The 18,150-nt window shown below is 50.6% G+C and carries 17 protein-coding genes; 2 read left to right on the forward strand and 15 right to left on the reverse strand.

Translation table 11 applies throughout. The features are described 5' to 3' along the window. Window positions 1–91: 91 nt before the first annotated feature. The 14 genes from ptsG to yceD all read right to left on the reverse strand — a co-directional run bounded on the left by ptsG (window position 92) and on the right by yceD (window position 12,319). The gene (gene ptsG / locus JK154_RS04455) at window positions 92–1,525 is read right to left on the reverse strand and encodes a PTS glucose transporter subunit IIBC (protein ID WP_211991371.1); all 1,434 of its coding nucleotides are present in this window, start codon (window positions 1,523–1,525) and stop codon (window positions 92–94) included. A gap of 296 nt (window positions 1,526–1,821) precedes the next feature. Then, a complete protein-coding gene (locus JK154_RS04460) occupies window positions 1,822–2,616 on the reverse strand; it encodes a metal-dependent hydrolase (protein ID WP_211991283.1) in 795 nt (264 codons plus the stop codon). Window positions 2,617–2,626: 10 nt separating this feature from the next. Continuing rightward, window positions 2,627–3,634: a DNA polymerase III subunit delta' gene (gene holB, locus JK154_RS04465; RefSeq protein WP_211991284.1), complete on the reverse strand. Its 1,008-nt coding sequence runs from the start codon at window positions 3,632–3,634 to the stop codon at window positions 2,627–2,629. After that, on the reverse strand, window positions 3,634–4,272 hold the full coding sequence (gene tmk, locus JK154_RS04470; RefSeq protein WP_211991285.1) for a dTMP kinase: 639 nt from the start codon (window positions 4,270–4,272) through the stop codon (window positions 3,634–3,636). Before tmk ends, holB begins: the two co-directional genes overlap by 1 nt. After that, a complete protein-coding gene (yceG, locus tag JK154_RS04475) occupies window positions 4,262–5,284 on the reverse strand; it encodes a cell division protein YceG (protein ID WP_211991286.1) in 1,023 nt (340 codons plus the stop codon). Before yceG ends, tmk begins: the two co-directional genes overlap by 11 nt. Before the next feature lie 10 nt (window positions 5,285–5,294). After that, complete coding sequence (gene pabC, locus JK154_RS04480) at window positions 5,295–6,095, reverse strand: aminodeoxychorismate lyase (protein WP_211991287.1); 801 nt, start codon at window positions 6,093–6,095, stop codon at window positions 5,295–5,297. 96 nt (window positions 6,096–6,191) lie between these two features. Beyond that, complete coding sequence (fabF, locus tag JK154_RS04485) at window positions 6,192–7,433, reverse strand: beta-ketoacyl-ACP synthase II (RefSeq protein WP_211991288.1); 1,242 nt, start codon at window positions 7,431–7,433, stop codon at window positions 6,192–6,194. A gap of 85 nt (window positions 7,434–7,518) precedes the next feature. Further along, entirely contained in the window at window positions 7,519–7,755 is a 237-nt protein-coding gene (gene acpP, locus JK154_RS04490; protein WP_003857954.1) for an acyl carrier protein, read from the reverse strand. A gap of 154 nt (window positions 7,756–7,909) precedes the next feature. Next, window positions 7,910–8,644, reverse strand: coding sequence for a 3-oxoacyl-ACP reductase FabG (gene fabG, locus JK154_RS04495; protein WP_211991289.1), 735 nt, complete (start codon window positions 8,642–8,644; stop codon window positions 7,910–7,912). Between the two features lie 13 nt (window positions 8,645–8,657). Continuing rightward, complete coding sequence (gene fabD, locus JK154_RS04500; protein WP_211991290.1) at window positions 8,658–9,587, reverse strand: ACP S-malonyltransferase; 930 nt, start codon at window positions 9,585–9,587, stop codon at window positions 8,658–8,660. Between the two features lie 16 nt (window positions 9,588–9,603). Beyond that, complete coding sequence (locus tag JK154_RS04505; protein WP_211991291.1) at window positions 9,604–10,557, reverse strand: beta-ketoacyl-ACP synthase III; 954 nt, start codon at window positions 10,555–10,557, stop codon at window positions 9,604–9,606. A 6-nt stretch (window positions 10,558–10,563) separates the two neighbouring features. Further along, complete coding sequence (plsX, locus tag JK154_RS04510; RefSeq protein WP_211991292.1) at window positions 10,564–11,598, reverse strand: phosphate acyltransferase PlsX; 1,035 nt, start codon at window positions 11,596–11,598, stop codon at window positions 10,564–10,566. A 12-nt stretch (window positions 11,599–11,610) separates the two neighbouring features. Continuing rightward, complete coding sequence (gene rpmF, locus JK154_RS04515) at window positions 11,611–11,781, reverse strand: 50S ribosomal protein L32 (RefSeq protein WP_073980962.1); 171 nt, start codon at window positions 11,779–11,781, stop codon at window positions 11,611–11,613. Window positions 11,782–11,797: 16 nt separating this feature from the next. After that, window positions 11,798–12,319 (reverse strand): 23S rRNA accumulation protein YceD, encoded by a 522-nt coding sequence (gene yceD, locus JK154_RS04520; RefSeq protein WP_211991293.1) that lies wholly within the window; start codon window positions 12,317–12,319, stop codon window positions 11,798–11,800. Between the two features lie 141 nt (window positions 12,320–12,460). Here yceD and JK154_RS04525 point away from each other — a divergent pair, with 141 nt between their 5' ends. Beyond that, window positions 12,461–13,057: a nucleoside triphosphate pyrophosphatase gene (locus JK154_RS04525; protein ID WP_211991294.1), complete on the forward strand. Its 597-nt coding sequence runs from the start codon at window positions 12,461–12,463 to the stop codon at window positions 13,055–13,057. A gap of 71 nt (window positions 13,058–13,128) precedes the next feature. Here the strand turns inward: JK154_RS04525 and rluC are convergent, their stop codons facing one another. Then, entirely contained in the window at window positions 13,129–14,082 is a 954-nt protein-coding gene (gene rluC, locus JK154_RS04530) for a 23S rRNA pseudouridine(955/2504/2580) synthase RluC (protein ID WP_211991372.1), read from the reverse strand. 570 nt (window positions 14,083–14,652) lie between these two features. Between rluC and rne the strand changes: the two genes are divergently transcribed. Continuing rightward, entirely contained in the window at window positions 14,653–17,925 is a 3,273-nt protein-coding gene (rne, locus tag JK154_RS04535; RefSeq protein ID WP_211991295.1) for a ribonuclease E, read from the forward strand. The last annotated feature ends 225 nt before the right edge of the window (window positions 17,926–18,150 follow it).

An 18,150-nucleotide genomic window follows, 5' to 3' on the forward strand; every position in this document is an offset into this window, starting at 1 on the left:
CGTTAAAGGAGAGAGATAATACGTGTGCGAGAAAGGTCAAATATGGGGATTGATTCAGGAGAGGTTACCCCCTCCTGAGCATCATGGTGGATTAATTATTACGGATCCACTCATCCATTTCAGTTTTCAGGTTATCAGATTTGGTGCCGAAAATTGCCTGCACTCCCGACCCTGCAATCACAACCCCTGCTGCCCCTAATGTTTTGAGTTCAGCCTGGTCCACTTTAGCCACGTCCGCGACGCTTACACGTAAACGGGTTATGCAGGCATCCAGGTTAGTAATATTGTCTTTCCCCCCAAATGCGGCCACCAGGCCCGGTGCCATTTCACCGGTCATAGCAACCTTGCTTTCTGCCGTCGCATCTTCACGACCCGGAGTTTTCAGGTCAAAGGCCTTGATCAATACCCGGAACAAGGTGTAATAAACCACCGCATAACCGGCGCCCACAATCGGGAACAACCACAGTCTGCTGCTGTTACCAGACAGGATAATAAAGTCAATTAAACCATGTGAGAATGAAGTCCCGTCACGCATGCCTAACAGAATACAGATAGGGAATGCCAGTCCTGCCAGCACCGCATGAATGAAGTACAGGATTGGGGCGACAAACATGAACGAGAATTCAATCGGCTCAGTTATCCCTGTCAGGAATGCGGTCAGTGCCGCAGAGATCATGATGCCGCCAACTTTGGCACGGTTTTCAGGCTTGGCGGAGTGCCAAATAGCAATAGCTGCTGCCGGTAAACCATACATCTTAAACAAGAATCCACCGGACAACATGCCGGCTTTAGGATCACCCGCCATATAGCGTGGGATATCACCGTGGAACACCTGCCCCGCCGCATTGGTATATTCACCAATCTGCATCTGGAAAGGTACATTCCAAATGTGATGCAGGCCAAAAGGCACCAGGCAGCGTTCAACAAAGCCATAAATACCAAATGCTACAACCGGATTCTGGTAAGCCGCCCACTCAGAAAACTTCTGAATAGCAGTACCAATCGGTGGCCAGATGAAGGAGAGCACGACCCCCATAAAGATGGCAGCCAGACCGGAGATGATCGGCACAAAGCGTTTGCCCGCAAAGAAGCCCAGATATTCTGGCAACTTAATGCGGTAGAAACGATTGAACATGTACGCGGCAATCGACCCCGAAATGATCCCCCCAAGCACCCCGGTATCCGCCAGATGCATAGATTCGATTTCATGGGTGGGCATATGCATGACCAGCGGCGCAACGACAGTCATCGTTTTCACCATAATGCCATAGGCGACGACCGCAGCCAGGGCAGCAACCCCATCATTATTGGTGAAGCCTAATGCCACACCTATAGCGAAGATAAGGGGCATATTGGCAAAGACAGATCCCCCGGCCTCTGCCATAACATGGGAGACAACAAGCGGTAACCACGTGAAATTTGCAGAACCTACGCCTAACAATATCCCGGCGATGGGTAGCACGGAAACGGGCAGCATAAGCGATTTACCCACCTTTTGCAGGTTGGCAAATGCATGTTTAAACATCATTGAGAGTGCTCCTGAGTGAACTTTTTTAGTATAGAAATGCAAAAAAGCAGGATATAACTGCTTTTTTTTGCAGGGCATCTGTGTGCCCCTGTATTTATTACGAAGGGTAAAATAAATAGCGGCGTCATTGTTTGATGGGCGTCACACTTTTTCTTAAGGCCAGATAAAAACAACCATAAATGAATAGATTAGAGGCTAAACTGACGAAAAACCGAGCAAAGCCCGCGGGTGAAACAGCGATCAGCCTGCTCAGTACACTTATTAATTATTACGCTGCGTAAAATAATTCATTATCAGGCTGACTGCAAATGCGCCATAGAGACACCGAACAGGCGGCTAAAGTTATGCGTCGTCGCTTCAGCCAGTTGCTCCGTGGATACCCCCTTGAGGACGGCCACATACTCTGCAATATCCCGCACCATTGCTGGTTGGTTCTCTTTCCCCCGATGCGGAACCGGTGCCAGATACGGTGAATCCGTTTCAATTAATAGTCTGTCGAGTGGTACATAACGGGCCACTTCACGCAGTGCCTCAGCATTCCTGAACGTGATAATTCCAGAAAAAGAGATATAAAACCCCATATCCAGCAAGGCTTCCGCCGTGGTTTTATCTTCGGTAAAACAGTGTAACACCCCACCACAGTCCCACACTTTTTCCTCTTTTAAGATAGACAATGTGTCTGCACGGGCATCACGGGTATGGACGATTACCGGCTTCTTGAGCTCGCGGCCAACCTGAATATGGTAGCGAAATGAGGTCTGCTGCTGGGCTTTAGTCTCTGGCGTATAGAAATAATCCAGCCCGGTCTCCCCCATGGCCACCACGCCGGGTTCGGCAGCTAAACGACGCAGATCCGCTATCGGGTATGCGTTATCCTGATTGAGTGGATGTACTCCACAGGAAAAAGCCACATTATCGCGATCCCCTATTTGCTGACGCATGGCCTGGTATCCTTCCAGCGTCGTCGCCACTGCAAGGCAGAATTTAACCTCTCTGGCAGCGGCCTTTTCCAGCACCTCATCCACGTTTTTATGCAGTGTTTGATAATCAAGACTATCGAGATGACAATGTGAGTCGACCAAAAACATATATTTACTCTTAAATAGAATGTGAAGGAAGCGGCGTGCCGGGTTGCATCAGACGCTCCCAGGTGAGTAGTGTCTCTGTCAGGATCAGTTCACGGTTAACCCCGACCACGTTAAGTAAGGTATCCCGACAGTGGAACCAGGTGTACAGCAGGCTGTGAAGTATGGCGGGAGATACCTGCCGGGCCAGCTTTATTACCAGGGGGAGTTTATCACTATGACTTAGCCCTTCCCTGACACCTTGTTGGTATTTAGCGGCATCCATTAGCAAAAAGCAGAGCCATTGCACTGTCCGGGGGGCATCATCATGATTCAGCTCCGTCAATAGTGACAGCATATCGCCTGAATCACAGGCCTTTTCCAGGCTGCTACAGAGCTTTTCTCGTTGCGTCCACCATACTGGTTCCAGTAACTTCAATGCAGCCGCCGGGGAGCCACTACTCAAGCGTAGCGCCGCCGTTAGCTCCTCAGGAGAACGCTTACTTTCCCGGGCCAGCCAGGCACGGGAAAATGACTCATCCGGTATCGCCAGGTGCCAGGTTAAACAGCGGCTACGTAACGTCGCCGGGAGATGCGCCGGTTCACGGCAGTTCAGAAAAAACCATGTATTGGCAGGAGGCTCTTCAAGGGTTTTCAGTAATGCATTTGCTGCCGCTTCTGTCAGTTTATCGGCCTGAGCAATACGCACCACTTTACTGCCCCCCTGCTGTGAATGACTGTACAGTTTTTCTGTTATCTCACGAATGGCATCCACACCCAGGGTCGATTTCCCTTTTTCCAGTTCAATAAAGTAGCTGTCGGGGTGGGTGCCCGCCTGCATTAACTGGCAACTATGGCACTCGCCACAACTTTTATACCCCTGGGGATGCTGACACATAAGCCAGCGGCAGATCCCGTACACCAGGGCATCATCCCCCATGTCTGGCAGTCCATAAACCAGCAAGGCATGGTGCCCACGCCCTGACTTGTACTGGTTGATCAACTGTTCAAAAGGCGCACGTAGCCAGGGATACCATTTCATCAGATTTGCTCCTGATACCAGTCAATCACTGTCTGACGAACCTGTTGTGAAACCTGTTCCAGCGACTGGGTGGCGTCAATCACTCGAATCTTGCTATCTGCTTCTGCAAGCTCCAGATAACGCTTGCGTGTACGGTTAAAGAAATCCAGAGACTCTTGTTCGATCCGGTCCAGTTCTCCACGAACACGGGCACGTTTCAGCCCAACTTCTGGTGTCACATCCAGATAGAGGGTCAAATCCGGGTAAAAGTCCCCCAGTACCGTATTCCGTAATGCGGTGAGTAAGTTTTTATCAATACCGCGACCGCCACCTTGGTAAGCCTGGGTTGAAAGATCGTGGCGGTCACCAATGACCCACTGGCCTTTTTCGAGGGCGGGTTTAATCACCGTTTCCACTAACTGAACACGGGCCGCATAAAACATTAACAGCTCGGCTTTATCGGTGACCTTCTCATCACCAATCCCACGATTGTTCAGTGTCAGCTCACGCAGGCGTTCTGCCAATGGTGTCCCCCCCGGCTCACGCGTAAACGCCAGACAGTTAATACCGAGTTCTTGTAAGGTCGCTACCACCACATTATGGGCATTAGTTTTACCTGCGCCTTCCAGCCCTTCGATAACAACAAATTTACTGTCCATTTTTATCCTTGAGTGATTTGATATAAACCTGAACGGCCCTGTTATGGTTCGTCAGATCGGTACTGAAGGTGTGACCGCCTTTTCCGTCCGCCACAAAATAGTAGTAAGGTGATTCATTCGGATGCGCGGCAGCCTGTAATGAAGCCTTACCCGGCAAGGCTATCGGCCCTGGTGGCATGCCACTAATCACATAGGTATTGTAAGGTGTGGGTGTATCGAGGTCTTTACGTGTCAGCCTGCCGTTATACCCTTCCCCTAACCCATAAATAACCGTCGGGTCGGTCTGCAACCGCATACCTGCACGCAAACGGTTCATAAATACCGAAGCCACATTCTTCCGCTCTTGCGCCAGGGCGGTCTCTTTTTCAATAATCGAGGCCATAGTCACGAGTTCATTTTCGTTCTTGTAGGGTAGCCCCTTCGCTCGCGTATTCCAGGTCTCCGCCACCGTATTGACCATTTTTTGGTGGGCTCGTTTTAAGAGTGCCAGATCAGTCGTATTGGCGGTATACATCCAAGTATCGGGATAGAACCAGCCCTCTATCTGATCCGGGTTTTCAATGTTCAGCGCGCTGGCAACGGTCTCATAGCTATCATCTTTTAGCGTGTGCTGAATATAGGGGGTGTCACGTATTTGCTTTAGCAAATCACTTAACCGCATACCTTCAACAAAGCGAATCGGGAGTTGGGCTTCTTTGCCGCTGGCCAGCAATTGCATCATGGTGCTGACAGTCATACCAGGCGTCAAGCGGTATGTCCCGGCTTTAAATTGCGCCAGTTCTGGTTCAGCACGTAATAACCACTGGAATACCCGTGGACGTGTAATCAGTTTCTCTTCATAGAGTTGAGTGCCCAGGGCCTGCCGCCCAGTACCCGGCTTCAGGGTGAACAGGATCTCTTGCTGAATACCTATCGGGCTGTTAGCCAATTGGCGAACTTTCATTATGCCTGTGCCTGCGACTATTCCCAGCACAATCAGGATAAGCACAAAGACGAGAAAGATTTTTTTCATAGATAATCAGTTACTCACATAATGGGGCTAAATAATGGTACAACGCACCGATATCATAGTGCCATGCCTGGGCTTGCCTGACAGGGATCACCGGCATCAGGGCATTGCAAATAATAACCTCATCCGCATTCGCGAGGGTTTCCGGACCTTCAGCCACCTCTTCACAATGCCAGGGACTTTTTTCAAGACAGGCCATAATATGCTGGCGCATAGTACCATTGACCCCGGCTTGATCCACATAAGGAGTAAAAACCTGCCGCCCCTTACGCCAGAATAGGTTTGCCGCACAACATTCTACCAGCCGCCCATCACTGCCAAGAACCAGTGCTTCCTGGGCATCCGTCTGTTCAAGCCGGGAGCGGATCAGCACCTGTTCGAGCCGGTTAAGGTGCTTAATTCCAGCAAGCATTGGATTGTACCCGAGCCGAATCGGGCTCAGGGCCAGGCAAATCCCTTGCTCCCGCCACGCGTCATAAAACGTTGGCCGCGGGGAAAGAGAAAGTATGCGCGTTGGGGCAGTACAAGTCAGGGGGTTATAGCCCCGTCCACCGGCACCACGGGAAAGAATGATTTTCAGAACTCCGTCAGTCACTTCGCGGGCAAGCTGGGCCATCTCTTGCTCAAGGGCCTGCCAGTCCGTCAGGGTTATCAGCAATGCTTCACAGGCATGCTGTAAACGTTCCAAATGCGCCTGAGGGTAACGAACCTTTCCTGCCACAACCCGTGCGGTAGTAAAGCACCCGTCGCCGAACTGGACCGCGCGATCGTTGACATCAATTCTGCTCTGCCACTGACCATTAATGAGATGCATACATGACCTTTAGTCGAGGGTGAGAATACCGCGGGGGCAAAGAAGGGAGCGTTGGAATAAAAGAGTCCGCACCCGGACTCTTTTATTTGATACGGTTTATATCTTTTTAAAGATAAGGGAACCGTTGGTACCACCAAAGCCAAAGGAGTTACACAGGGTGTACTCCAGACCGTTGACCTGACGTGCTTCATGTGGAACAAAATCTAAATCGTAACCGACATCCTGGTTATCGAGATTGATTGTTGGCGGAACCACTTGATCACGCAAGGCCAGGACAGTGAAGATAGACTCTACCGCCCCTGCGGCACCTAACAGGTGTCCGGTCATCGATTTGGTTGAACTCACCAGAATACGACTGGCATCAGAACCAAAGACGCGCTTAACGGCCTGGGCTTCTGCTTTGTCGCCTGCTGGAGTTGAGGTGCCATGTGCATTCACATAACCCACTTTTCCGGCATCGATACCCGCATCACGCAATGCATTTTCCATTGCTAATGCTGCGCCAGCACCGTCTTCCGGTGGTGAAGTCATATGGTAAGCATCACTACTCATGCCAAAACCGACGATTTCAGCATAAATTTTTGCACCACGTTTTTTCGCGTGTTCATACTCTTCTATGACCACAACACCGGCACCATCACCCAGGACAAAACCATCACGGTCTTTATCCCAGGGACGGCTGGCAGCTTGCGGATCATCGTTACGCGTAGACAGCGCACGAGCCGCACCGAAACCGCCAACACCTAAAGGCGTACTGGCTTTTTCTGCGCCACCGGCCAGCATCGCATCAGCATCACCATAAGCGATGATCCGAGCAGCCTGACCAATATTATGCACCCCAGAGGTACAAGCGGTTGCAATAGAGATACTCGGCCCACGCAGACCAAGCATAATTGTCAGATGGCCAGCTACCATATTAACGATGGTAGAGGGAACGAAAAACGGACTAATCTTACGTGGACCACCCTTAACTAATGCCGTGTGGTTTTCTTCGATAAGGCCTAAGCCACCAATACCCGAGCCAATAGCGGCACCGATACGGGATGCATTTTCTTCCGTTACTACAAGGCCAGAATCCTGCATGGCCTGCCAGCCCGCAACAATTCCATATTGAATGAAGGCATCCATCTTACGCTGTTCTTTGCGTGAGATGATGTCATCACAGTTAAAGTCCTTTACTAAGCCAGCAAATTTCGTTGCATAGGCGCTAGTATCAAAATGGTCGATCAGGCTGATGCCACTCTGACCGGCAAGGAGAGCTTTCCAGGTAGACTCTACGGTATTGCCGACAGGAGACAACATGCCCAGTCCGGTCACAACTACACGACGCTTAGACACGGTTGTCCTCCAGGGAGGGATTAATGACTAGTGAGATAATTCAGATAAAATACAGGCGGTCGAATGACCGCCTGGAGATGCTCACTTACGCCTGGTGACCGTTGATGTAATCAATGGCAGCCTGAACGGTGGTGATTTTCTCTGCTTCTTCGTCTGGAATCTCAGTGTCAAACTCTTCTTCCAGAGCCATTACCAGCTCAACGGTGTCAAGAGAATCAGCGCCCAGGTCCTCAACGAAAGAAGCTGAGTTAACGACTTCTTCCTGCTTAACGCCCAGCTGCTCACCAATGATTTTCTTAACACGTTCTTCGATAGTGCTCATACTCTTAAATTTCCTATCAAAACTCGCTTACGCGATGGTTTTCGTAGTGTATAAAATGTTGAAAAAGATGCAACCAAATCTCTGCTGGTCAAACCATGATTTTACGCTATTTTGTGGCTTTTCGCCCAAATAACGCAAATATTTTTCATCCTGGTTAAACCATATACATTCCACCATTGACGTGCAGGGTCTCACCAGTGATGTACCCGGCCTCGTCAGAGGCTAAAAATGCAACAGCGCTGGCGATTTCTTTTGCGTCACCTAAGCGACTCGCAGGAACTTGCGCCAGAATACCCGCACGCTGATCATCAGATAGCGCACGTGTCATGTCCGTCTCAATAAAGCCCGGAGCAACGACATTCACTGTAATACCGCGTGACGCCACTTCACGCGCCAGCGACTTACTGAAGCCGATCAGACCAGCCTTCGCCGCAGCGTAGTTGGCCTGACCCGCATTTCCCATGGTACCCACCACAGAACCGATAGTGATAATACGGCCATGACGTTTTTTCATCATAGCGCGCAGTACCGCTTTTGACAGTCTGAAGACCGATGACAAATTGGTTTCGATAATATCGTTCCACTCATCGTCTTTCATACGCATCAGGAGGTTGTCGCGAGTGATACCGGCATTATTCACCAAAATATCCACTTCACCAAATTCTTTACGAATACTTTCCAGTACCGAGTCCACAGAGGCCGGGTCGACAACGTTCAGCATATAGCCTTTACCCTTGTCACCCAAATAGTCGCTGATGGCCTGTGCACCGCTCTCGCTGGTTGCAGTGCCGATCACTTTTGCACCCCGTGCAACCAGTGTTTCAGCGATAGCCCGGCCTATACCGCGGCTTGCACCCGTCACTAGCGCAATTTTTCCTTCAAAACTCATGGTATTCCTCGTGTTATTGCAAAAGCGCCGCTGACAAAGTCGCCGGCTCGTTAATTGCCGTTGCCGTTAGCGTATCAACAATACGTTTTGTTAATCCAGTCAATACTTTACCAGGTCCCGCTTCCACTAAGCGGTCAACGCCCTGAGTGGCGATAAATTCCACGGACTTGGTCCACTGTACCGGGCTATAAAGCTGACGAACTAAAGCACTACGAATCGCTTCCGGGGAGGTTTCGCATTTTACATCAACATTGTTCACCACCGGTATGGCGGGCGCACTGAAGGTAATATTTTCAAGCGCAATAGCCAGTTTGTCAGCCGCCGGTTTCATTAGTGCACAATGGGATGGCACACTCACGGGTAACGGCAGTGCACGTTTGGCCCCCGCCGCCTTACAAGCAGCGCCGGCACGTTCTACGGCTTCTTTATTGCCGGCAATCACGACCTGCCCTGGTGAGTTAAAGTTAACCGGGGAAACGACCTGCCCCTGTGCTGACGCAATACAAGCCTGGGCTATTGACTCGTCATCCAGACCAATAATCGCAGACATCGCGCCAGTACCTTCCGGAACGGCATCCTGCATCAGTTTGCCACGTAATTCTACCAGACGAACGGCATCCGCAAAATCGATAACACCGGCACAAACCAGTGCAGAGTACTCACCAAGGCTATGTCCAGCCATTAATGCAGGTTTTTTTCCACCCTGCAGCTGCCAAAGACGCCACAAAGCTACCGATGCGGTTAATAGCGCCGGTTGCGTCTGCCAGGTTTTATTCAGCTCTTCTGCCGGGCCATTCTGGACTAATGCCCATAAATCGTAGCCCAGCGCGTCAGACGCTTCCTGGAATGTCTGTTCAATAATCGGGTTGCTGGCTGCCAGTTCAGAAAGCATACCAACCGCCTGAGAACCCTGTCCTGGAAACACCATTGCAAATTGAGTCATCGTGTCATTCCTTTAATCAAAAACGAACCAGTGCAGAACCCCAGGTAAAACCACCACCGAAGGCTTCAAGCAGAACCAACTGTCCCGCTTTAATGCGGCCATCACGCACCGCTTCATCAAGCGCTGCGGGAACGGAAGCCGCAGAAGTGTTCCCGTGTCGGTCAAGCGTTACGACAACATTATCCATCGGCATCCCCAACTTTTTCGCCGTTGCGGAAATGATGCGCAGATTAGCCTGATGAGGAACCAGCCAGTCAATTGCTGCACGATCGAGGTTATTGGCGGCCAGCGTTTCGTCAACAATATGCGCCAGTTCAGTCACGGCAACTTTAAAGACTTCGTTGCCCGCCATTGTCAGATAAATCGGACTTTCAGGATCGACACGAGAAGCATTGGGTAAAGTCAGCAATTCGCCGTAGCTGCCGTCTGCATGTAAATGTGTTGAAATGATGCCAGGCTCCTGGGATTGTCCAAGAACAACCGCGCCTGCGGCATCACCAAAAATAATAATGGTGCCACGGTCAGTGGGATCACAGGTGCGGGCTAATACGTCCGAACCGATCACCAGGGCATGCTTTACCGCCCCGGATTTCACATACTGATCCGCAATACTAAGGGCATAGGTGAAACCTGCACAAGCTGCCGCCACATCAAATGCCGGACAGCCTTTGATGCCCAGCATAGCCTGAATCTGACAAGCCGCACTCGGAAAAGCATAGGCCGCAGACGTGGTTGCAACAATAATCAGACCGATATCGTTTTTATCGATACCTGCCATCTCGAGCGCGCGGGTGGCCGCAGCATAGCCCATAGTGGCAACGGTTTCGTCTGGCCCGGCGATACGACGTTCGCGAATTCCTGTCCGGGAGACAATCCATTCGTCAGAGGTATCAACCATCTTTTCCAGACAAGCGTTAGTCCGTACCTGTTCAGGCAGAAAACTGCCAGTACCAATAATCTTCGTATACATGTCTGTTCAGTCACTCTTGGGTAATACAGATTTCAGGCGGGCAGCAATTCTGCCAGGAACTTGCCGCCGCACCGCCTGCACTGCCTGTTCAATCGCAACAGCAAACGCTCGCTGATTAGCGGCACCATGGCTTTTAATGACCGTGCCGCGCAATCCTAACAGGCAGGCGCCATTATACTGATCGGGGTTAAGATGGCTAAATCGCCTGGAAAGGCGTTTCTGCAGCCAATGCTTCAATAAAATAAGCCACCACGATCGTTTTTTCCCTTCGCTCTGTGATCTAAGCAAAGTGAGAAACATTCTGACCACACCTTCCATTGTCTTCAATGTGACATTTCCTACAAAACCGTCACAGACCAGAACATCCGTTTTTCCCGTTAGCAATTCATTCGCTTCAAGATAACCGATGTAGTTAACAGAAGGCATCGTCTTTAATTCTGCTGAGGCATCCCGAATACTCGCAAGCCCCTTTGTTTCTTCTTCGCCAATGTTAAGTAATGCCACCCGCGGGTGGGCAATTTCCAGTAACTCCTCTGCCATCACAGAACCCATAATGGCAAACTGAACCAACATCGTGCTGCTGCAATCCACATTAGCGCCTAAATCCAGCACCACCGTTTTGCCTTTCTGCTGATGCGGGAGTAGCGTCATCAGTGCGGGCCGTTCAATACCGTCAATGGGCTTAAGCAACAATTTTGCCAGCCCCATCAGTGCCCCTGTATTCCCGGCACTGACACAGGCACTTGCCCGCCCCTCTTTTACCAGCTCCAGTGCGATACGCATTGAAGAACCGCGACTGTGGCGGATCGCCTGTGCGGGTCTGGCATCACTGGCAATAACTGACTCAGCAGGGATAACCTGCAAACGCGAACGTTGCTCAAAATCAGTTTTTGCAAGTAATGGGTTTATTGCGTCGGGAGAACCGACCAGAAGAAGTTCGAGCGTAGGGTCGAAGTCCAGTGCCTGCAATGCTGCAGGCACTGTCACGGAGGGACCAAAGTCCCCACCCATGGCATCTAACGCAAGGGTTAGACGTCTCAAGATATTGCCAGATTACTTAGCAATAACCTTGCGACCGCGGTAGTAACCGTCGGCAGTGATGTGGTGACGCAGATGAGTTTCACCAGAAACTTTATCTACGGACAGTGTAGCGGTGGTCAGAGCGTCATGTGAACGACGCATGCCACGTTTGGAACGGGTTGGTTTATTCTGTTGTACGGCCATGGACCTTACTCCTCAATTACTTACGCTTTAAACTGGCTAATACGGCAAATGGATTTGGTTTCTCTGCCTCTGCAGGCAGTTTACCAAACACCATGTCCGCCTCGGACACTTCACAGTGTTCAGAATCATGCACCGGAACCACAGGCAAAGAGAGGATAACTTCATCCTCAACCAACGCCAGCAGATCGATTTCACCAAATTCATTAACTTGAACTGGTTCATACGCTTCCGGGAGTGCTTCAGCCTGTTCGTCAGAACGTACAGGACTAAAACAATACGTTGTGTGAACGTGGTGAACAAACGGTTTCCCGCATCGTTGACATTCGAGCGTGACCGTCACTTTCACATCACCGGTTAAAACGGCAAGGCGTTGGTTATCGATCTCGAATCTCATCGTACATTCTACATCACTGTCCACGCTGACAACAGACTCAGTTATACGCTCAACCTGATCGGGGGTATAAATACCCTGGTAATCAAGGCGTTTTTGGGCGGTACGAACCGGATCAAGCGTCAGGGGTAATTTTACGTTTTGCATAGGGCGCGCATATTAACTTTGTAATGCCATAGAGTCAAAGAAAAAGGCTTTTCAGGGAAGCCTTTGCTATTTATTCGCACACTTCGCGGTGACACAGTTTAAAATGCCTTTATCCAATTCGCTATCTTTAATGAAAAAAATATGAAATCTCTTGTTCTTGCATCCGGTTCAGCCGCACGTCAAAGCTTATTACAAAAACTCGCCCTGCCCTTTATTGCCGTCGCACCGGATATTGATGAAACCGCTATTGCGGGTGAAGCAGCTGAAGCATTGGTGATACGGTTGGCGCAAGCAAAAGCCCGGGCTCTGGCCATCGCCTATCCACAGCACCTGATTATTGGCTCTGATCAAGTCTGCATCATGGATAAAGAGATCGTGGGCAAACCCCACACGGTCGAAAACGCGGTCACACAATTGTTGGCGGCCAGGGGAAAACGGATAACTTTTTATACTGGCCTCGCGCTGCTGAATAGCGCAACGGGAACGTGTCAGAGCTGTTGTGAAACCTTCAGCGTTGATTTTCGTCAGCTCACCGAACAAGAAATCCGCAACTACATTGAGAAAGAGCAGCCATTACAGTGTGCGGGAAGTTTTAAAAGTGAAGGGCTGGGAATAACCTTATTTGACTCACTGAGCGGAAAGGACCCCAATACGCTAATCGGGCTGCCGTTAATCCGTCTTTGCACGATGCTTCGCAATGAAGGGTGTAACCCACTACAGGATTCGCTTTCTCAATAATCTGTGGCTTGCGGGTAAACCACAAAAAAGACGCTAACCAGCGCCAGGCGGGTTAGCGACAGGAGGTAAACTCACTTTGTATTACGCAGGACTTTTAAACAATGCTTCAGCTGGTTATCCAGCGGTGCTTCAATGCGTAATACTTCACCGGTATTCGGATGGGTGAAACGCAGAGCCGCTGCGTGTAAAAACAGGCGGTTAAGTCCGGTACCAGCCAGTTGTTTGTCGAATTCTCGCTCACCATAACGATCATCATAAGCGATGGGGTGTCCGGCATGCAGGGTATGAACACGGATTTGATGTGTGCGTCCCGTTATCGGGCTACAGCGCATTAACGTGGCGACCTGATACCGCTCTTCAACTTTAAAACGGGTCTCAGAGGGCTTACCTTCACTGTTTACCCGGACGATGCGCTCACCACTTTGCAGAATATTTTTCAGTAACGGTGCCTGGATGCTTTTAATGTGTGACGGCCACTGACCACGTACCAAAGCAAGATAGTCTTTCTGCATGCCCTTTTCCCGCAATTGCTCATGCAGGGAACGTAATGCCGAGCGTTTTTTGGCAACCAGGAGCACGCCTGACGTGTCCCTGTCCAGGCGGTGAACCAGCTCCAGGAAGCGGGCTTCCGGACGCAAGGCGCGTAAACCTTCAATCACACCGAAGCTCAAACCACTGCCACCATGCACGGCAGTGCCCGAAGGCTTGTTCAGTACCAGAATATGGTCATCTTCATACAAAATGACCTGTTCCAGTGCAGCGACCTTCTGCAAGTGCGGTGAAACTGCATCCTCTTCCCGTTCTGCAACCCGTACCGGGGGGATACGCACTTCATCACCATCAGCCAGTTTATACTCAGGCTTGATACGTTTTTTATTCACCCGCACTTCACCTTTACGCAAGATGCGGTAAATCATACTTTTCGGAACCCCTTTTAAGTAGGTACGCAAAAAGTTATCGATACGTTGCCCCGCCTCATCGGCTGAAATAGCAACAATTTTTACTGCTGGAGTCTCTGTTTTCATGATCGGCGATTCTAAATAGCCCGGACGCATAGCGCCACTCATTTTTATGTGCTTAACTTATTATCTGATCTGTTTGGGGCAGCTTAACAGCACTTTATTTTGTCGTTTCCACACGAAGAGAAAAAAGTCAGTTAAAACGGCAACAAACTGACCAGTATTGGAAAAAGTCATCTTGCTATAACCAGGGTAGCAATGGAATAATGTGTCTGTTTTCCGTTGTTGAAACTTGGATTTACAAGAAATTTACGGAACACCTGTTTTGCCTGAACGTTCACCTGCGCAGCAATGGCATAAGACGTATCGTATTTTCAGGCAGTTAGCGGGCTGCGGGTTGCAGCCTGACCGGTAAATGGAGTTAACTTTTAATTAATTTTCTAAGGTTATTCCCACGATAATTGCGCTGTATTTCCGTATGAAAATACAGGCTACCGACACTTTGCGCCTCTCAGCCGGCGACAACCGTGAGGTTGACGACTACGCGATCAGTCACGAGGCCATCGGTTCATTCCCGGTTAGCGTTACTTTTGCCCACAGCACTAATACTAATGTAAGAATAATGAGTAAGTTACGATGAAAAGAATGCTAATCAACGCCACTCAGCAAGAAGAGTTGCGTGTCGCCCTTGTAGATGGGCAACGTCTGTATGACCTGGATATTGAAAGCCCGGGACACGAGCAGAAAAAAGCAAACATCTATAAAGGCAAAATTACCCGTATTGAACCCAGTCTGGAAGCGGCTTTTGTTGATTACGGCGCAGAAAGACACGGTTTCCTTCCCCTCAAAGAGATTGCCCGCGAATATTTCCCAGCCAGTTACGCCTCACACGGTCGTCCTAATATCAAAGATGTACTTCGTGAAGGTCAGGAAGTTATCGTCCAGATTGACAAAGAAGAACGCGGTAACAAAGGCGCTGCGCTGACCACATTTATTAGTCTGGCGGGCAGTTACCTGGTTTTGATGCCCAATAACCCACGTGCCGGCGGCATCTCTCGTCGTATCGAAGGTGATGACCGTACTGAATTAAAAGAAGCGCTGTCATCTCTGGAATTACCCGATGGCATGGGTCTGATTGTTCGCACCGCTGGTGTGGGTAAATCCGCCGAAGCACTGCAGTGGGACTTAAGCTTCCGTTTGAAACACTGGGAAGCTATCCAAAAAGCGGCTGAAAACCGCGCTGCCCCGTTCCTGATTCATCAGGAAAGTAACGTCATTGTTCGCGCATTTCGCGACTACCTGCGCCAGGATATTGGTGAGATTCTGATCGACAACCCACAAGTTCTTGAACTGGCACGTCAGCATATCTCCGCCCTCGGTCGCCCGGATTTCAGCAGTAAAATTAAACTCTATACGGGCGAAATCCCGTTATTCAGCCACTATCAGATTGAATCCCAGATTGAGTCAGCATTCCAGCGTGAAGTCCGCCTGCCTTCAGGGGGATCGATTGTTATCGACACCACCGAAGCTCTGACTGCCATCGATATTAACTCAGCACGTGCCACACGTGGCGGCGATATTGAAGAGACAGCGTTCAATACCAACCTCGAAGCGGCGGATGAAATTGCCCGCCAGTTGCGCCTGCGTGACTTGGGTGGTCTGATTGTCATCGACTTTATTGATATGACCCCGGTACGCCACCAGCGTGCGGTTGAAAACCGCCTGCGTGAAGCCGTTCGCCAGGATCGTGCTCGCATTCAGATCAGCCATATTTCACGCTTTGGTCTGCTGGAGATGTCACGCCAGCGCCTGAGCCCATCTTTGGGTGAATCCAGTCACCATGTGTGCCCACGCTGTAGCGGTACCGGGACGATTCGGGATAACGAATCCCTCTCTCTGTCGATTTTACGTCTGATAGAAGAAGAAGCCCTGAAAGAGAACACCCAGGAAGTTCATGCCATTGTTCCCGTTCCCATTGCTTCTTACCTGCTGAATGAGAAACGCGAAGCCGTTCACGCCATTGAGACTCGTCAAGGTGGGGTGCGTACCATTATCGTGCCAAACGATCAGATGCAGACACCGCACTATTCTGTTCTGCGTGTACGTAAAGGCGAAGAAACAAAAACCCTCAGTTACATGCTGCCCAAACTGCATGAAGAGGAGATGGCCCTGCCATCTGAAGAGGAATACGCTGAACGTAAACGCCCTGAGCAACCTGCGCTGGCGACTTTTGCCATGCCGGAAGTTCCGCCAATGCCATTGGCTGCCACAACACCAGCAACAGCGACGCTCAAAACTGAACCTGCACCAGTGGCTTCAGCAACCAATGCGGAACCTGGTCTACTCTCTCGCCTGATGGGGGCACTGAAAAAATTCTTCTCCGCTGATAAAGAAGCCGTGGTTGAAGAAGTGCAGCCAGAAGAGAAAACCACAGCAGTACGTGAGCCTCGTAACGATCGCCGCAATGCTCGTCGCCCTAACAATCGCCGGGATCGTGGGGAACGTAATAACCGTACCCGGGAAGACCGTAATAATAATGATACACGTGAGCCTCGTGAAAGCCGTGAGGACAACCGTCGTAATAATCGTCGTGCCAATGCTCCGCAGGAAGTCCAGGATGTTGTTCGTGACGCAGTAACTGACGAGACGGAAAAACAGACTAAACCACGGGAAGGGCAAGCACCACGCCGCAATGACCGTAACCGTCGTCGTGCGGATGATAAACGTCAGGCCCAGCAAGAAGTCAAATCACTGCAACGCGATGTGGAAGTGAGTGAAGCGGAGACCGAGCAAGAAGAACGTACCCCGGTTGTTCTTACCCGCCGCCAGCCACGTCAGTTGGCTCAGAAGGTTCGTTATGAATCGCCAGAGTCTCCTGCTGAAGCCGTAGCCACCCCGGCTGCTGTTGAGGCACCGTTGCCGGCAGTCGTTAATACCCCTGCCCCTGTGACGTCGCCTGTAGCAGAAGAAAACAGTGATAACCGTGAAAACAATAATATGCCACGCCGTTCACGCCGTTCTCCTCGCCATCTGCGAGTGAGTGGCCAGCGTCGTCGCCGTTATCGTGATGAGCGTTATCCTACTGTTTCACCGATGCCTTTAGCGATGGCTTGCGCCTCTCCAGAGCTGGCGTCAGGCAAGGTATGTATTCATTACCCGATCAACCGGGGCCGTGATCAACTTGAAAATCACGTACCACAGGTTGAAGAAGCACGACCGGAAGCCGTTGAACAACCCGTGGTAACATCGGTTGCTCCGGTTGTTAATGAAGCACCAGTGAGCACAGAGACACCTGTTGTAGAAGCTGACGTTCTGCCAGTGGCCACTGAAGTAGTCGCAGTGGAAGCCGCGGCACCGGTCAGTGTTACCAGCGAGACAACCGAGGCTCACGTATCTGCCCCTGTTGAGCCAGATGCTGTTGACGTGACCACCGTATCAAGTGAAGCCACACCTGTTGATGTCGTCGCTGAACCTGTTCCAGTTGAAGTGGCGACAATCGCACATGAAGCAGTACCAGTACCCGTTGCTGTTGAAGCAACCACTGAACTGCCCGTGGCTGAAACAGCAGAACCGGCACCTGTGGCAACAGAAACTGTGCAGGTGACAGAGCGCGTTGTCGCTGTTGCGCCAGCCACTCGCCCGGAACCGATTGAAGAACCCGTTCAATTACCTGAGCCAGAGTCTGCCATCGTAGTGGCACCAGCAGCACAGCAAGTGACAAGCGCAGCAACGAACCATGCAACAGCGCCTATGACTCGTGCCCCTGCCCCGGCTTACACTTCGGATGCAGTACAGCAAAGTGATTGGGTGCGACCAGCATTTATCTTTAACGGTAAAGGTGCCGCCGGTGGTAATAGCGCAACCCATCAGGCTACTGCACCGGCAACCCGCCCTCAAAAAGTGGATTAATTTTTAATCCTCCTGATAAACCGGTCATGTTAAGTGACCGGTTTTTTTTATTTCTGAAATAGCCGTATCACCACAACCTGATCTGTGCTCTGACATGATGATACTATCCGCTACGGCGATAATGATCACCGGCGGGCCTCTGTGTACCATGTTCCAGCACCTGATGTATTGTTACCCCACACAATGCAGCAGGCTGTTTGATTGACCCGAGTGGGGACAGATGCA

Origin of the sequence: Citrobacter sp. JGM124 (genome assembly GCF_018257795.1) — a bacterium.
Taxonomy (GTDB): domain Bacteria; phylum Pseudomonadota; class Gammaproteobacteria; order Enterobacterales; family Enterobacteriaceae; genus JGM124.

Coding starts and splice junctions, on each gene's coding strand:
- ptsG (WP_211991371.1), bottom strand. CDS start 1,525: ATGTTTAAACATGCATTTGCCAACCTGCAAAAGGTGGGTAAATCGCTT.
- JK154_RS04460 (WP_211991283.1), bottom strand. CDS start 2,616: ATGTTTTTGGTCGACTCACATTGTCATCTCGATAGTCTTGATTATCAA.
- holB (WP_211991284.1), bottom strand. CDS start 3,634: ATGAAATGGTATCCCTGGCTACGTGCGCCTTTTGAACAGTTGATCAAC.
- tmk (WP_211991285.1), bottom strand. CDS start 4,272: ATGGACAGTAAATTTGTTGTTATCGAAGGGCTGGAAGGCGCAGGTAAA.
- yceG (WP_211991286.1), bottom strand. CDS start 5,284: ATGAAAAAAATCTTTCTCGTCTTTGTGCTTATCCTGATTGTGCTGGGA.
- pabC (WP_211991287.1), bottom strand. CDS start 6,095: ATGCATCTCATTAATGGTCAGTGGCAGAGCAGAATTGATGTCAACGAT.
- acpP (WP_003857954.1), bottom strand. CDS start 7,755: ATGAGCACTATCGAAGAACGTGTTAAGAAAATCATTGGTGAGCAGCTG.
- fabG (WP_211991289.1), bottom strand. CDS start 8,644: ATGAGTTTTGAAGGAAAAATTGCGCTAGTGACGGGTGCAAGCCGCGGT.
- fabD (WP_211991290.1), bottom strand. CDS start 9,587: ATGACTCAATTTGCAATGGTGTTTCCAGGACAGGGTTCTCAGGCGGTT.
- JK154_RS04505 (WP_211991291.1), bottom strand. CDS start 10,557: ATGTATACGAAGATTATTGGTACTGGCAGTTTTCTGCCTGAACAGGTA.
- rpmF (WP_073980962.1), bottom strand. CDS start 11,781: ATGGCCGTACAACAGAATAAACCAACCCGTTCCAAACGTGGCATGCGT.
- yceD (WP_211991293.1), bottom strand. CDS start 12,319: ATGCAAAACGTAAAATTACCCCTGACGCTTGATCCGGTTCGTACCGCC.
- JK154_RS04525 (WP_211991294.1), top strand. CDS start 12,461: ATGAAATCTCTTGTTCTTGCATCCGGTTCAGCCGCACGTCAAAGCTTA.
- rluC (WP_211991372.1), bottom strand. CDS start 14,082: ATGAAAACAGAGACTCCAGCAGTAAAAATTGTTGCTATTTCAGCCGAT.
- rne (WP_211991295.1), top strand. CDS start 14,653: ATGAAAAGAATGCTAATCAACGCCACTCAGCAAGAAGAGTTGCGTGTC.